The sequence below is a fragment of the Acinetobacter sp. 802_lipA genome, from assembly GCF_058242885.1.
The window spans coordinates 2,868,046-2,883,078 of record NZ_JBZAYP010000001.1; the positions used below are offsets into that span (position 1 = coordinate 2,868,046).

General features: G+C 40.6%; 15 protein-coding genes. 7 read left to right on the forward strand and 8 right to left on the reverse strand.

Annotation, left to right across the window (positions count from 1 at the left end):
* Positions 1–240 precede the first annotated feature (240 nt).
* Positions 241–1,320 carry a 3-phosphoserine/phosphohydroxythreonine transaminase gene (serC, locus tag AC4CU3_RS14215; protein ID WP_279044436.1) on the forward strand — a complete coding sequence of 360 codons (1,080 nt, stop codon included), beginning with the start codon at positions 241–243 and terminating at the stop codon, positions 1,318–1,320.
* A gap of 46 nt (positions 1,321–1,366) precedes the next feature.
* On the opposite strand, the gene AC4CU3_RS14220 is transcribed toward serC, so the two are convergent.
* From AC4CU3_RS14220 to map, 6 genes are all read right to left on the reverse strand, one after another.
* On the reverse strand, positions 1,367–2,671 hold the full coding sequence (locus AC4CU3_RS14220; RefSeq protein WP_062032364.1) for an IS4 family transposase: 1,305 nt from the start codon (positions 2,669–2,671) through the stop codon (positions 1,367–1,369).
* Positions 2,672–2,842: 171 nt separating this feature from the next.
* Positions 2,843–3,799 (reverse strand): TauD/TfdA family dioxygenase, encoded by a 957-nt coding sequence (locus tag AC4CU3_RS14225; RefSeq protein WP_279044435.1) that lies wholly within the window; start codon positions 3,797–3,799, stop codon positions 2,843–2,845.
* A gap of 167 nt (positions 3,800–3,966) precedes the next feature.
* The gene (locus AC4CU3_RS14230; protein WP_017397043.1) at positions 3,967–4,101 is read right to left on the reverse strand and encodes a hypothetical protein; all 135 of its coding nucleotides are present in this window, start codon (positions 4,099–4,101) and stop codon (positions 3,967–3,969) included.
* Positions 4,094–5,302 (reverse strand): MFS transporter, encoded by a 1,209-nt coding sequence (locus AC4CU3_RS14235; protein WP_279044434.1) that lies wholly within the window; start codon positions 5,300–5,302, stop codon positions 4,094–4,096. Before AC4CU3_RS14235 ends, AC4CU3_RS14230 begins: the two co-directional genes overlap by 8 nt.
* 153 nt (positions 5,303–5,455) lie before the next feature.
* Positions 5,456–6,526: an OmpW family outer membrane protein gene (locus AC4CU3_RS14240; protein ID WP_279044433.1), complete on the reverse strand. Its 1,071-nt coding sequence runs from the start codon at positions 6,524–6,526 to the stop codon at positions 5,456–5,458.
* 328 nt (positions 6,527–6,854) lie between these two features.
* On the reverse strand, positions 6,855–7,682 hold the full coding sequence (gene map, locus AC4CU3_RS14245) for a type I methionyl aminopeptidase (protein WP_279044432.1): 828 nt from the start codon (positions 7,680–7,682) through the stop codon (positions 6,855–6,857).
* 207 nt (positions 7,683–7,889) lie between these two features.
* Between map and rpsB the strand changes: the two genes are divergently transcribed.
* From rpsB to AC4CU3_RS14275, 6 genes are all read left to right on the forward strand, one after another.
* Positions 7,890–8,639, forward strand: coding sequence for a 30S ribosomal protein S2 (gene rpsB, locus AC4CU3_RS14250; RefSeq protein ID WP_004982536.1), 750 nt, complete (start codon positions 7,890–7,892; stop codon positions 8,637–8,639).
* Positions 8,640–8,780: 141 nt separating this feature from the next.
* Positions 8,781–9,656, forward strand: a complete 876-nt coding sequence (gene tsf / locus AC4CU3_RS14255) for a translation elongation factor Ts (RefSeq protein WP_078426466.1) — start codon at positions 8,781–8,783, stop codon at positions 9,654–9,656.
* Positions 9,657–9,738: 82 nt separating this feature from the next.
* Positions 9,739–10,233 carry a DUF3465 domain-containing protein gene (locus tag AC4CU3_RS14260; protein ID WP_078426467.1) on the forward strand — a complete coding sequence of 165 codons (495 nt, stop codon included), beginning with the start codon at positions 9,739–9,741 and terminating at the stop codon, positions 10,231–10,233.
* A gap of 67 nt (positions 10,234–10,300) precedes the next feature.
* Positions 10,301–11,134, forward strand: coding sequence for an AraC family transcriptional regulator (locus AC4CU3_RS14265; RefSeq protein WP_078426468.1), 834 nt, complete (start codon positions 10,301–10,303; stop codon positions 11,132–11,134).
* A gap of 68 nt (positions 11,135–11,202) precedes the next feature.
* Positions 11,203–11,904, forward strand: coding sequence for an AzlC family ABC transporter permease (locus AC4CU3_RS14270; protein ID WP_279044428.1), 702 nt, complete (start codon positions 11,203–11,205; stop codon positions 11,902–11,904).
* Positions 11,905–11,907: 3 nt separating this feature from the next.
* Positions 11,908–12,225, forward strand: a complete 318-nt coding sequence (locus AC4CU3_RS14275; protein ID WP_130234928.1) for an AzlD domain-containing protein — start codon at positions 11,908–11,910, stop codon at positions 12,223–12,225.
* 644 nt (positions 12,226–12,869) lie between these two features.
* Here AC4CU3_RS14275 and AC4CU3_RS14280 read toward each other — a convergent pair.
* The gene (locus tag AC4CU3_RS14280; RefSeq protein WP_004695839.1) at positions 12,870–13,478 is read right to left on the reverse strand and encodes a septal ring lytic transglycosylase RlpA family protein; all 609 of its coding nucleotides are present in this window, start codon (positions 13,476–13,478) and stop codon (positions 12,870–12,872) included.
* A 287-nt stretch (positions 13,479–13,765) separates the two neighbouring features.
* A complete protein-coding gene (gene mltB / locus AC4CU3_RS14285; RefSeq protein WP_279044425.1) occupies positions 13,766–14,767 on the reverse strand; it encodes a lytic murein transglycosylase B in 1,002 nt (333 codons plus the stop codon).
* Between the last annotated feature and the right edge of the window lie 266 nt (positions 14,768–15,033).

The window sequence follows — 15,033 nt, forward strand, 5'->3', positions numbered from 1 at the left end:
ATAGATTAGCGACATTTTTAAGCAAAGGAAATGCTTTCGTTTGAACTTAGGTGAATGGGAAAGTGTTGCTGTAATTGATTGAGCAGTGATGAGTTCAAACTGGATCGTTGATCTTGATTGAGTTTTTGACTGTAAAGGTGAGATTACATTGAAATATTTTCAGTTGAATTTACTGCAAGCACTGGCTATCTGTGGTTAAATGCCATCATTTTATTGTGTTTCACTTTGAAAGGAAAAATCATGCGCGCGTACAACTTCTGTGCTGGTCCTGCTGCATTACCTACTGCCGTTTTAGAAAAAGCACAAGCTGAAATGCTTGATTGGCAAGGCAAGGGTCTTTCCATCATGGAAATGAGTCACCGTAGTAAAGACTATGTTGCTGTGGCTGAAAAAGCAGAAGCAGATTTACGTAAACTCATGAACATTCCAGAGAACTATAAAGTCTTGTTCCTTCAAGGTGGTGCTTCACTTCAGTTTTCCGCGATTCCTTTAAATTTGTTGGGTAAAAACAGCAAAGCGGACTATATCCATACTGGAATTTGGTCTGAAAAAGCACTGAAAGAAGCGCAGCGTTATGGTGATATCAACGTCATTGAAGCGGGTACGCAAATTGATGGAAAACTTGCCATTACAGACTCAAGCACTTGGAACTTATCTCAAGATGCGGCTTATGTGCATTATGTTGACAATGAAACGATTGGTGGTCTTCAGTTTGCGGCTATTCCAGAAACCAATGCGCCATTGGTTGCAGACCTGTCTTCAAGTATTTTGTCTGCACCTGTTGATGTGACTAAATTTGGTATCATCTATGCAGGCGCGCAAAAGAACATTGGCCCAGCGGGTTTAACCTTGGTTATTGTTCGTGAAGATCTGCTAGATCAAGCCAAACCTGAAATTCCAAGCATCTTGAAATACGCTTCGCAAGCGAAGAATGATTCGATGGTCAATACACCGTCGACCTATGCTTGGTACTTATCCGGTCTAGTATTTGAATGGTTGCTTGAACAAGGCGGTGTTGAAGCGATTCATAAAGTGAACCTTGAAAAGGCGAAACTACTTTATGGTTATATCGATGCAAGCGATTTTTATGCGAACCCAATTGCTGTGCAAAACCGTTCAATTATGAATGTGCCCTTTACTTTGGCGAATCCAGATTTGGAGAAACTTTTCCTCAAAGAAGCTGAAGAAAACCATTTGTTGAACCTTGCAGGTCACCGCTCAGTTGGTGGGATGCGTGCAAGTATTTATAACGCAGTTCCACTAGAAGGCGTTCAAGCCCTAGTGGATTTTATGGATGACTTTGCGAAACGCAATGCTTAAGTCATAGAAATAAAAAAAGCCCATCAAACGATGTAATGCCAGTCAGTTAAGAAATTGACTGGCATTTTCTTGGATATTTTTGTGCTTTAATTTTCACTACTCGCGGACATTGCCTTTGCCTTTTTTCAGGTAATACAAATATTTTAGATTGTTCAAATAATTGCGCTAAATGTTTGGGTAGGTTTCCTGCTGATTCTAAAGGTGTGTGCCTTAAGATATTGATAATACTCATAGATGCAACATGGAAACTGATCCTTAAAGGACTCACCTTTGCATGTTCAGCGATAAACCTCATCTGTCTTCTTAAGATATTATATGCAATAAATACCCCCCACAATTCTTGATAGACCAAATCAGGTTGTTTGCTTCTTAAAATCCTTGCATCCTGTAAATCACTTTTAATTTCCCGATAACACATTTCTATTTCCCAACGCTGGATATAAAGCATTGCAAGGTCTTTGAATGGATAAACTTTAGAATCTGTTAATGATGTAATGTAACGTCTTATTTTTCCTGCATATTCAACTTCAATTAAACGTGCTTCCCAATAGTCACCCAATGACGGATTTATCTTTTTTGCTCTTGCTGAAACAGGCATTTTGATCTGAAAGTCATGGGCCGCATTATGATGAATCACTTCATAACGCAGGTTGTCCTTTGCTCGCATCAACCAATGACTCTCTTCTGCCTGAGATTGCCAGCTCACTAAAAAATCAGCAGAGAAGTAAGCACGATCAAATAGGGTAATACTGCGAACTGGTGCTTTTAATTGACTGGCTAAGGTTAATTCACCTTGATCCATACTGCCCATTTGGGCATCAATCATTTCATGGGTATTGGTATTCACCAGGCAAGTCGCTCTAACTTGTGGGTAAGGTGCAGCTGCTGTTTTGCCTTTGGATGAACCAAAGTGCTTAAAGTTTTCTTCTGTATGAGGCATAGACCAAACCACACCATCTACAGCACAAACGCATAGACCGTGAAAGTTGCTATATTGTTGTTGTGAGTCTTTAAACCATGCCTGACTTAATGTCGAAAATAAAGCACTCATGGGTTCTAAGCCTAAGCGTTGTCTTGCTTGTACGGATGCACTCGGTACACAGTATTCTGCCGTACCGAAAACAAGTTGCAATTGTTGAACCACATACCAAATCGGTTGATTTCGAAATAGAGCAAGTCCGATTACCAGCCAAACAACATGTTCAGCAGGCAGTTTTCTTTTTCGAATTGATGCTTTACCTGTTTGGTCTAAGCAATCTTCAATCCAGTTTAAATCAATCAATTCACTGAATTGTGAAAGTGAAGGTAAGGTTTGTTTTAATGTTAAATCTAGATTCTGAGATAAATTCATAAAAAAAGAGCGTATTTACATACGCTCTTTTTACAGCATTTTAACTTTTTTTGCTTAACTGACTGGCATTACATCAAACGATGGGCTTTTTTATTGGTTTTTTAACAGATTATCTAAAACAATCGTGACATTTTGGTGTCATACCAATAAATCATTCATTTTATTTATCGCTTAGTAAGGACGCCCACCTGCAAGACTAATACGTTTGAGTAAGCGACGTTGATCGACCGGAAAGGGGCGACGTGAATGTAGTGTCACCTGATTATCCCAAAAGATAATATCTCCAGTTTCCCAGTGATGTTCATAGCGAAACTCAGGTTTGAGGATATGCGTACGAAGTGCAGCAATCAGTTCACTGCCTTCGCTATCATCGACATTGAGTAATTCAACTTCCGAACGGGTATTGAGCCAAAGCGCTTTACGCCCAGATTCTGGATGTGTGCGGACTAAGGGATGCGGATAGGCATGACCTAAAATGGGTTGATCTTTAAAGCGATAATAAGGGCTGTCGCCATAACCCGTATTGCCTGTATTACTTTGCGCACGGACAAATGGGTTATAAGTAATTTGCTGTAGCTGGTCGATCTGCTTTTTGACGTTATCGGGAAGCGCATCATAGGCTTTGATGGTATTGAACCAAGAGGTTTGTCCACCGTCTTGAGGAAGCTCAAGGGCATAGAGCAGAGAGCCAAAAGAGGGAATAGGTGTCCACTGGTGATCGGCATGTGGGGTGAGTTCGCCATGACCAGTATAGTCGCCTTGACCGACCGCATTGGAAACAGGAACCACATCGGGTGGAACACCAGTATCAGTCTGGCTAGCCAGTACAGGATTGTCTGCACTTGGGCGGAAAATGGAACCAAAATAGCGGGCAAAGGCTAAATATTGCAAATCATCCAAAGTTTGGTTTTTAAAAATTAAAATCAGATGTTCAGCCAAAGCTTGTTTTAAGCGATAGATAGTTTCTCCTGCTTGGGCTTTACGGGCATCTAAACCAAAAACCACAGCACCTAAGGCTTCTTCCGCCAGTGGGATAATTTGAATTTCTTCTGGATTTTGAAATTGTTCAGGTTGATGCCAACGCGGGGCATCATGAATCGCTTGTGAAAGTTGGGTTAATGCGGTCATTTTGATTATTTTCTCTAGATATGGGGTCTAGAGAAAATGTAATCAAAATATGTGTAATCTTAAAATTAAAAGAAGTTCTAAACTTATGAAAAAATTTAAAAAATACTAAGCTAATGATTGTATTGCTTTTCTTTTATAATGAAATATTGAGCTCAAAATATACAGATTTAATGTGCGCAAAACGCCTGATTAAAATACTCAAACAGGTCAGGCGTATTCAGCCAAAGGCTAATCGCCAGAGCAAACAAAGCAACGATGCTAATGCCGATACCACACTTGAGCCATAAAAATGAATTAGTCATGGACAACCGCCTTTTCATCGACAAAGAAATGTACCAGTACGCCAAAAACACTCAGAATAATGGAAAACAGCCAAATCAAGTCATAATTACCTGTCACGTCATGGTTCACACCACCCAACCATCCACCGAAAAATGAACCAACTTGATGGGTAAAGAACACGATGCCACTCAGCATGCTGAGGTATTTAATACCAAACATATTGGCCACAATACCATTGGTTAAAGGCACTGTAGATAACCATAATAAACCCATCACCACACCAAAGCTATAGATGGTGACTGTGCTGAGCGGTAGCATCAAAAAGGCAATAATCGCAATGCCTCTGAGCCCATATAAGCCCATCAGTAACTTTGGTTTAGAATATTTCCCACCTAGCCAACCCGCAGTGTAAGTGCCAACGATATTAAATAAACCGACCAACGCTAAGAAAACAGTTCCTGTGGTTGCATTAAAACCATGGTCAATCAAATAGCCAGGTAAATGGATACCGATAAAGACCACTTGGAAGCCACAGACTAAAAAACCGAGTGATAGGAACCAAAATGGTTTATGGTTTTTCGCAATCACTAAGATATCTTTAAAACTGAGCTGAACTTGGTTGGTTGAAGCATTCGGTATAACAAAGGCGGGAGCTTTGAGCATCCAAGCCAGCGGAACAATCATCGCAATTAAAAGTGCACTAACGACCAACGCCGCAGACCAGCCAAAGTTTTGTAACAGCAGTAAGGTTGACGGCAGCATAATAAACTGCCCAAAAGAACCCGCTGCACTGGCAATACCCATAGCAAGGCTACGTTTTTCAGGCGGTGCAGCACGACCCACCGCGGATAACAATACAGAAAAAGAGGTCGCTGATAATGCTAGGCCCAAAATAAGACCGACACTTAAGTTGAGTAACCAACCCGTAGAGCTGACTGCCATAAGCAGCAAACCGATGGTATACAACACACCACCGACGGTAACCACGATCTTAGAGCCATATTTATCTGCTAATGCACCTGTAAAGGGCTGTGCAGCGCCCCAAATTAGGTTTTGCATTGCAATCGCTAGACTAAAAACATTATGTCCCCAGCCAAACTCATCACTCATCGGCACCAGGTAGAGTCCAAAGCCATGTCGGACACCCAGTGATAATGCCAGAATTATTGCACTTCCAATGAGCATGTAAATCAGCGGTTTGGAAAAATGAGTTTCTGACATATTTCAACCAAAAAATGAGCTTAGAGTTCGCTATATTAAGTGAATTATTTGCTGAAAGCGATGATAAAAAATTGACTATTTGATCAATAAAAACAACGAATATTCATGAAAAAAGACGACTTGGTGTCGTCTTTTTTGTAGTTCTTTTAAAGCTTAGAACCGGTAGCCGACACCTGCATACGCCAGAATGGGGTTAATTTCAATATCGGCTGTGGATTTAATCAGTTCACCGTGCGTAACATCTGTGACGGTGATCGTGGTTTCATTTTTAAGATGGGCATAGGACACAGAGCCGACAGCAAACCATTTATCATTAAAGTCATAGGTGAAACCGACAGTTGCAACAGGCGCGAAGGCATCGGTTGCTTCTAGCTTAACTTTAGGATTGGCTGAACTCTTTTTCCCCTCAAGTGATGCACCCGCATTTTCTTCTTTAATATTGGCAATCATATGACCTGCCGCAATTAAATCTTTTTCAGTTTGTGGGTTAATTTCCAACTCATTAAAGTAGGCATACATCATTCCAACACCGACATAGGGGCGGAATTTATTCACACCTGTTTTACCAAAGTGATATTGGAACTCGAAAGCAGGTGTCCATGCACGTGCAGATGCCGCAGGGCCGTATGCTTCCAAATCGGTAATGAAAATATCATTTTCAAGTTCTAAATTTCCTAAAGCTCCGCCCATAGGTGTTGCAGTTGCTGAAAAAGGCGCATAAATTTTTCCTTTACCTTGTAAATCGACTTTTGGTGGAATCCCTGCTTTCATTTCAAAAGAAATATTGTCGGTAAAAAAGTAATTGGTCATGATGCCCAATGTAGTGACATCATCGGCTTCTAAACCCGTACCTGGATTATCCCATTGACTGAGTCCACGGATTTCAGCAGTCCCACTTAATGCTGAGGGGACATCAGCATTAATTAAAGCAAGCCCATCAAGAGTAGCCTTTAAGAGAGGATTGACGCTACTTCCTGGCTTGATATTGTCGAGCACCGTTTGTGCTTTGATATCTCCAACTTTTGCAGTTTCGCCTCCTTTAACCGATGTGTTAACTCGGAAGGGTTGAGCTTTACCTTGTGGCATGACGTGTAAAGCACCGACCGATACAGAAAAGCGTTTAAATCCATCACCATCTTGTAGACTAAAATAAGGTGAATCTGCATGTGTGAGCACAGGCAAGGCAGCAATAGACGTTGCTACACAAAGCAATGTTTTTTTCATTCTGGGACTCCATGTCCAAATTAGCTATTCGTTTTTATAGAGCGTATTATTAAGGTTGCTGCTACGATAAAGCTGTTGTTTTTGAAGGACATGTGTTTTTTACATTTGTGAATGTCAAAACCTGTTTTGTGTGATCGTGTTACTAGCTTGCAATCTTTGTTACAGATGAATGAATATAATAGAGCGCTACTGTTGAGTATTTTTTGATTCTAGCTGTTTGTAAAATAAAGAAAAAATTTCAAATCCAATATTTACTTAGTCATAAAAAAGACCACCAGTAGGTGGTCTTTTTGACAGATGGCATCATATTTTATGCCAATGACAGCATTTAAGACTGAAAACGTGATAAATCTTCTTCAGGACGTGCAGTTAAAACTTCAACCCCGTTTTTAGTGACCAATAACGTATGTTCATACTGTGCAGACAAGCTATGGTCTTTGGTCACTACCGTCCATTTATCCCCCAATAATTTAGTTTTCCAGTCACCACCATTGACCATTGGCTCAATGGTAAAGGTCATGCCTTCTTCTAAAATCATGCCTGAGTTTGGCTGACCATAGTGTAAGACTTGAGGTTCGTCATGGAACACAGTCCCAATACCGTGACCACAGTATTCACGCACGACACCAAAACGTTCCGATTCGACATATTGTTGAATGGCATGACCAATGTCGCCAATGGTTGAACCCGGCTTCACTGTTGCTATTCCACGGTACATTGCTTCTTGTGCCACTTTACATAAACGATTCGCAATAATAGAAGTTTCGCCACCCACGATGTACATCATGTTGGTATCGCCGTGGAAACCATCTTTAATGACCGTCACATCAATATTTAAAATATCGCCTTTTTTCAACACTTTTGCATCTGAAGGAATGCCGTGACAGACCACATGGTTTACAGAAGTACAAATCACATGTTGGAAAGCAGGGCGACCCGGTGCTGCACCGTAACCTAAACATGCTGGAATTGCGTCTTGTTTATTGACAATATAATCGTGACAAATCGTATCTAACTCAAGTGTAGTCACACCTGGTTTAATATGTGGCTTGATCATATCCAAGACTTCAGCCGCCAGTCGTCCAGCCACACGCATCTTTTCGATGTCTTCAGCGCTTTTGATGAGTCGACGGGGTGCTTCGTAAGTACTGTTCATGATCTCTAAAAACTTTTGGAAATTTGTGTGTGACTATGGTATAAATAGCCGCCCATTTTATCAAATGCTTTTTCGTGAATAAATTTCACGGGCTTTGTGCGATGGGGCAATAAAATCCGCACATATATCGACACATTTCTCTGGGTGCCCGTTAGGGTGGAGGATGCGGATATATGGAGGCCTAACCCAAACTTTAAGGTAAAGAAAATGGCAGATTACAACGTAAGCATGCGCGACCTTCTTCAAGCAGGCGCACACTTCGGTCACCAAACACGTTTCTGGAACCCAAAGATGCGTCAATACATCTTTGGTGCGCGTAACAAAATTCACATCATCAACCTTGAGCACACTGTTCCTGCGTTAAATGATGCTTTGAACTTTGTTAACAACCTTGCTAGCAAAAAGAATAAAGTATTGTTTGTTGGTACGAAACGTGCTGCTTCTAACATCATCCGTGAACAAGCACAACGTGCTGGTCAACCATATGTTGATCACCGTTGGTTAGGTGGTATGTTGACGAACTGGAAAACACTTCGCCAATCTATCAACCGTCTTAAAGATCTTCAAACTCAATCTCAAGATGGTACTTTCGCTAAGCTTACTAAACGTGAAGCTTTAGAGCGTACTCGTGAGATGGAAAAACTTGAACGCGCTTTAGGCGGCGTTAAGAACATGGGTGGTTTACCTGACGCATTATTCGTAATCGACGTTGATCACGAAGCAATTGCAATTAAAGAAGCTAAAAACCTTGGTATTCCTGTAATCGGTATCGTTGATACAAACTCTAACCCAGACAACGTAGACTACGTTATCCCGGGTAATGACGATGCGATCCGTGCAGTTACTTTGTATGCTTCTGCTATGGCTGATGCGATTCTTGCTGGTAAAGAATATGCTCAATCACAAGCAAATGCACAAGCTAAAGTTGAAGAAGCTAAAGAAGCTCCTGAGGCTTAATGCGTTTGACGTAAGCTTGTCATTTTTGCGACATGTGATGGTGGCAAAGTAAGCGTCATGTATGCAGACGGCCCAAGAGACAGCTCTGGGCCGTTTCTGTTCTAAAAAGAATTCATTTTCTACCGTATTTAGGAGATTGACATGACTGCAGTTACAGCAAGCATGGTTAAAGAATTGCGTGATCGTACTGGTCTTGCAATGATGGAATGTAAAAAAGCATTAACAGAAGCGAATGGTGACATCGAATTAGCGATTGATAACCTTCGTAAATCTGGTCAAGCTAAAGCGGCTAAAAAAGCGGGTAACATTGCAGCTGATGGCGCAATCACTATCGCTCAAGACGGTAACAAAGCGCTTCTTTTAGAAGTAAACTGCCAAACTGACTTCGTTGCTAAAGACGAAAACTTTGCTGGTTTCTCTGCTCAAGTTGCTGCTGCTGCGTTAGCTGCTGGCGAAACTGATGCTGCTAAAATTGCTGAATTGAAACTTGAAGATGGTGCAACTGTAGAAGAAGCGCGTATTGCTCTTGTTCAAAAAATCGGTGAAAACATCCAAGTTCGTCGTGCTCAAATCATTGAAGGCGAAAACCTTGCAGTTTACAAACACGGTTTAAAAATCGGTGTTGTTGTATCTTACACTGGTGATGCTGCGACTGGTAAAGGTATTGCAATGCACGTTGCTGCGTTCAATCCAGTTGCTGTCTCTGCTGAAGGTGTATCTGCTGAACTTATCGCTAAAGAGAAAGAAATTGCTGAAGCTAAAGCAATCGAATCTGGTAAGCCTGCAAACATCGTTGAGAAAATGGTCACTGGTTCAGTTGAGAAATACTTGAACGAAGTTGCTCTTGATCGTCAAATGTACGTAATCGACAACGACAAGAAAGTTGCTGACGTTCTTAAAGCAACTGGTACTACAGTTGTTCAATTCGCTCGCTTTGAAGTGGGTGAAGGTATTGAGAAAAAAGTTGAACTTTCTTTCGCTGAAGAAGTTGCTGCTGCTCAAGCTGCTGCAAAATAATTGAAAAATTATTTTGAGTAAAAAAAGCCCCTTTGGGGCTTTTTTTATACAATTAATAAAAATAAAACGAGGAGGTAGATAAGTGGCCAACAAAACCAACCTGAGTATTGGTGCGGTGATCGTACTTTTGATTGCTGCATATTTCGGAATCGATCTTCAAGAAAATCAATTACAAACATCGACACCATCAGTCGCGGTAGAACCCACTACACAGACCAGTAAACCGCAAAATCAGGTGCTTGATGGCACAACAAAAATTGCCCAAGCGTTTCAAAGCCGGAAAAGTAATATTCAAGTTCAATCACAAGGGCGTGTTGTGGCTGTGCTTAAGGATGATAATGATGGTTCTCGTCATCAAAAATTTATTGTAGAACTCCCTAATGCAATGACGGTTTTGGTTGCACATAATATTGATTTGGCACCACGCATTGAACGCTTACAAAAAGGCGATACCGTTGGTTTCAATGGTGAATACGAATATAGTGAAAAAGGCGGGGTGATCCACTGGACACATCACGATCCACAACAGCGCCATGAAGGTGGTTGGTTAAAACACCAAGGGAAAACCTATCAGTAGTAGAGCAATTTTGTTCTATACGTTTTGCTGAATCGCAGTATGCTGAGTGTTCAGGAGAGGCCAACTCATGCACGAAATCAGACCCAGTGAATTTGTAAATTACCATCATGTTCAAGAACTTGATGGTCTTGAAATGTTAAAAGCCTCCTATCAGCATACGCAGTTTTCAAAACATACCCATGAAGGCTATTGTATTGGTTTAATTGATGAAGGTGCACAGTCCTTTTTGCGCACAGGAAATCAGCATATTGCACCGCAAGGCGACATTATTTTAGTGAATGCTGATGAGGTACATACGGGTTCTTCTGCTGTTGAAACTGGTTGGTGTTATCGGGCAATTTATCCGACCCCTGAAATGATTCAAGAAGTGAGTCAAGATTTTTTTCATGAAGCCGGCACTATGCCGTGGTTTCCGCAAGCTGTAGTTCATGATGAAGGGTTAGCCGAACAATTGAATTTGCTATTCGATTTGTTGTTACAACCAAAAAATACACTGTTTAAACAGAGTTTATATATATCAACTTTGGCTTATTTATTAAGCCGTTATAATCAATCTAAAAAAATATTAAAAGACTTGCCTGAAGCACAGCGTAAAGTAGTCTTGGTACAAGAACTACTTGCTGCGGAACCTGAAAGAGAGCATCAACTGGCTGAGCTCGCCGCTGTCGTCGGGATGAGCCCATGGCATTTACTACGTCAATTTAAAAAGTTTACTGGACTTCCACCTCATGCATGGTTGGTACAGTTTCGTTTACGTAAATCTTTATATTTACTTAAACAAGGCTGTGAGATTGCGACAGTAGCACAACTCTGTGGTTTCTCTGATCAAAGCCATTACACTCGTCATTTTAAAAAGTCTTTGGGCTGTACGCCTGCGCAATATCTGGCACATAAAATTTAAAATAACAGCAATTTCATACAAGAAAGCCATCTAAGGTATGCCGCATATTGACTCTAGCGAATTGAAAAATGGAGTCTGCTGTGCAGTCGCAATTGATCCAACAGAAAAGTTTAAGCTTTTTCCGTGGTGTACAGGATATGTTGCCGCTTTCTGTCGCGGTTATTCCATGGGGAATATTGGCAGGCTCAGCAGCGATTAATGCGGGCCTGAGTGTCATGCAAGCTGTAGGCATGTCAGCGTTAGTGTTTGCAGGTGCGGCACAATTGGTCAGTTTGAGTATGCTCATGACGGGTGCATCTTTACTGAGTATTCTGATCACCGTATTTTTTCTAACCAGTCAGCACTTTATTTATGCACTGAGTTTAAGAGAGGAGGTGAAGCCATGGTCACTCAAAAGAAGACTGAGCATCGGCTTTTTGCTAACCGATGAACTCTACGCCACCGCGATGCTGAACGAAAAGCCGTCTTATGCCTATATGTTGGGTGCAGGATTCAGCTTTTATGTCAGTTGGGTGCTGTTTAGTTTAATAGGTATTTTACTTGCGAATACTGTGCCTGATCTTTCAAATCTCCACTTAGAGTTTTCAATTGTGGTGGTGTTCTTGGTTATGGCAGTGATGCTGATTCAAAATAAAGCCGCAATTTATGGTGTTGTGAGTTCCTCGATCATGGTGCTGATTTTGAGTTGGTTAGAAATAGGATCAGCTATTTTGCTGGCTGGGTTTAGTGGGATGTGGGTTGCTGCGCTCTTTGATCAAGCGGAGGACTAAAACATGACCTGGTTATTTGTTTTGAGCTTGACCTGTGTGACCTTTTTTAATCGGTATTTATTTTTAGAGCCTAAAACTCAAATTCGCCTGCCTAACTTTGCGACACGCATGCTGAAATATGCGGCGCCTTGTCTGATGGTTTCGATTTGTTTGCCACTGGTTTTTTTCGAAGGCGGGCACTGGAAAGGGATACTTCAAAATAGTTATTTTTATGGGGCAATTTTTACGTTGTTAATCACTCTTTTGACGAGAAAATTATTGCTCAGTATTTTGCTGAGTTTAGGATTTTTTTACGGTCTGAATCTGTTATTCGATTTCTAGCATTTCATCAGCAAATAGGCCCATAAAATACCGAAAAAAGCATGAAAAGGTGCGAGAGCCCGATCTTTTTCATTGCTTTTAAATTTGTGTTGCCCTAAATGCTCACCATTTGCGATTTTTTCTATGTCTATCAAATTGGCGTAGCTTTGATTGGGGAACTAAAAAAGTTGAATATAGAGCAAATGAGGTGGGGTTTGAGAACTTTGAAGAAATAAGAAGGTTTTCTTTTGAGTTTTGGTCCATAGAATGGACTCAATTATATAAAAACATGTAGGGCAATAGTGAATCCAATATCCCCAAAATGGCGCTCAATTTACTAGGTAATTCATAAAATCATTTGAATTTGACGAATGGATAAAACTACAGTTCAAGGTGGGTAGAAAAATTGGCTTTGATCAGATAAGAATGAGCTGAGAAAATATTTAATTTTGCTAGTCTTCCACCGCTGTAAAGATGTGAGCACACTCACTTCAAAAAATCGGATCGATTAGATTTCGCATCTTATTCAAACTAAGCATCTGGGAGGGATCAAATGATGGAGATCGAGCTGTTTACGATTGTGTAAAACATTAGGCAAAGATAGGACAATAAAAAAGCCACATTACTGTGGCTTTGCTGTCAAATGCGTGCTGTAGGAAAGAGTCTTAAGAGTTTGGTCCATCAATACGTTCAATGCTGACTTTCGCAGTACCGGCATTGGTAATACCCAGTTGCTTAGCAGCGCCATAAGAAAGATCAAGCACGCGGTTACCGTGGAATGGGCCGCGGTCATTTACTTTAACCACAACACTTTTACCATTGGTTTTATTCGTTACACGAATAAAACAGTTTAGCGGCAAGCTACGGTGAGCTGCAGTTAATGCATTCATATCGAATGTTTCACCACTTGCTGTTTTACGACCGTGGAACTGACGACCATACCAAGACGCCATGCCCGTTTGACTAAACTTACGTACTGTATTTGATGCAACAGTATTTAACTTTTCAATCACTGAAGGCTCTTCTTCAGGGATCTCAATTTTTGCAGCGATTGTTTCGCGACGAATTTTATCGCCTGAACGTTCAGTGATTGAAAGGCTATTTAAATTTGAGAAGTGTGAGTTGAAGCCTTGAGCATCTTTATTCAAGACACGCGCAGCTAGGCGAGAGTTATCATTATCATTGGTAAATGATGACTGAACCATCTCTGCTTGCGATTGGCTCAGCGCGATGGTCGAGGCAATGGCCAGTATATATTTAAGTGAAGACTGCATTTATAAACTCCAAAAGACAATACTTTTTTCTTTAAACTAAGTGGTTGAAAGATAAAAAAACTTGCCTGTTAATTCACTTTTGCAACAACATTTGACGAAATGGATAATATTCATGCAGTCATAAGCATGTCTAGTGTTTAATTAAAATAATGATAAAAACTACATAAACTGAACATTTTTTGGTTAAAAAATAATCGACATTGTAACAAAGTGTGAAAAATGCCGAAATTTACATCATTTTTAAATATTTTTTTATTGACATCTCAAACTTGATTAAAAAGCTAGCCTTATCGGCTAGCAATTTCAGCTCCTAATTGCCACACTGCAGTCGCATACATACGGCTCTTGTTATAGGTCGTAATCACTTGAAAGTTAGGGTAAGTGATGTAATAACTTTGCCCATAATTTTCCTGTAGTTGGATCACATTCACCATATCTAAATCATCGATTTTGACAATCGGATTGGTCGGTTGAATGCCCTGATTTTTTAAAACACCATAAGGCGTCGGTAAAGTTAAATCTTTGGCAATCACTGATTCAGGATTTGAGCCACTATAGCGTGCTGCGAATCCAATTGGCTGATTACGTTGCCAGCCATGATTTGCTAAATAGTTGGCAATCGAGCCGATGGCATCGACAGCTGAATTGCGTAAATCGACATGACCATTGCTGTCATAATCCACACCAAACTTTGGAATATTGCTAGGCATAAATTGTGGGTAGCCCACCGCACCTGCATAAGAACCTACAACTGAGTTGGTTGGCACGCCATCTTTATAGCTCCATGCGATTAAAGCACTGAGTTCATCTTGGAAATATTGCTTACGACGTTCGTAACCAAAACCTAAAGTTGCTAAAGCATCACGGGTGACAAAATTACCTTTATTGCTCCCAAAACCTGTTTCTACCCCTAAAATGCCGAGAATGACTGACTGCGGTACGCCAAACTGTTGTTCGGCACGGTTTAAAGTATCTGCATATTGTGCTTTGAAACGGACACCTCGTTGAATGGTGCTTTCCGCCATAAAGTTGGTTTTATATTCGTACCACGGTTTACTTTCACCAGGGCGGTTCATAATGTTGATGATGTTAGGTACATTTTTAGAACCACTCATCGCCCAATCAACTTGTTCAGCAGACAGACCATAATTTTGCATGGTTTTTTGTTTAAAGCTGACATAGTCAGGATGAGAAGCGAAATCGTTGGCTTGGCAAAAACTGGTGATCGACAAAGCGCCAATCAATAAAGGTAAACGTTTAACTTTGTTATAAAAGTTTAAATTTAACATAGAAGTCTAATTTCCAGAGTCGTTATTGGCAGTGGAGCAAAGCGAATAGGGTAAAGCCCATAGTTCGCGTTTCTGTTATGTCGAAATTCTTGTGAACGGAGTCTAGCGTGAATAGGCTTTAAGATAACATTGTCTGTACTGAAGCGGGCAAATAGGTATACAAAAAAAGACAAACTCAGCCTATATAAAGGACAGATTATTTAAAATGGCGCAGATTTTTAGGCAGAGTATTTACGTGACTATATAAGTCAAGTTTTACTGACTGA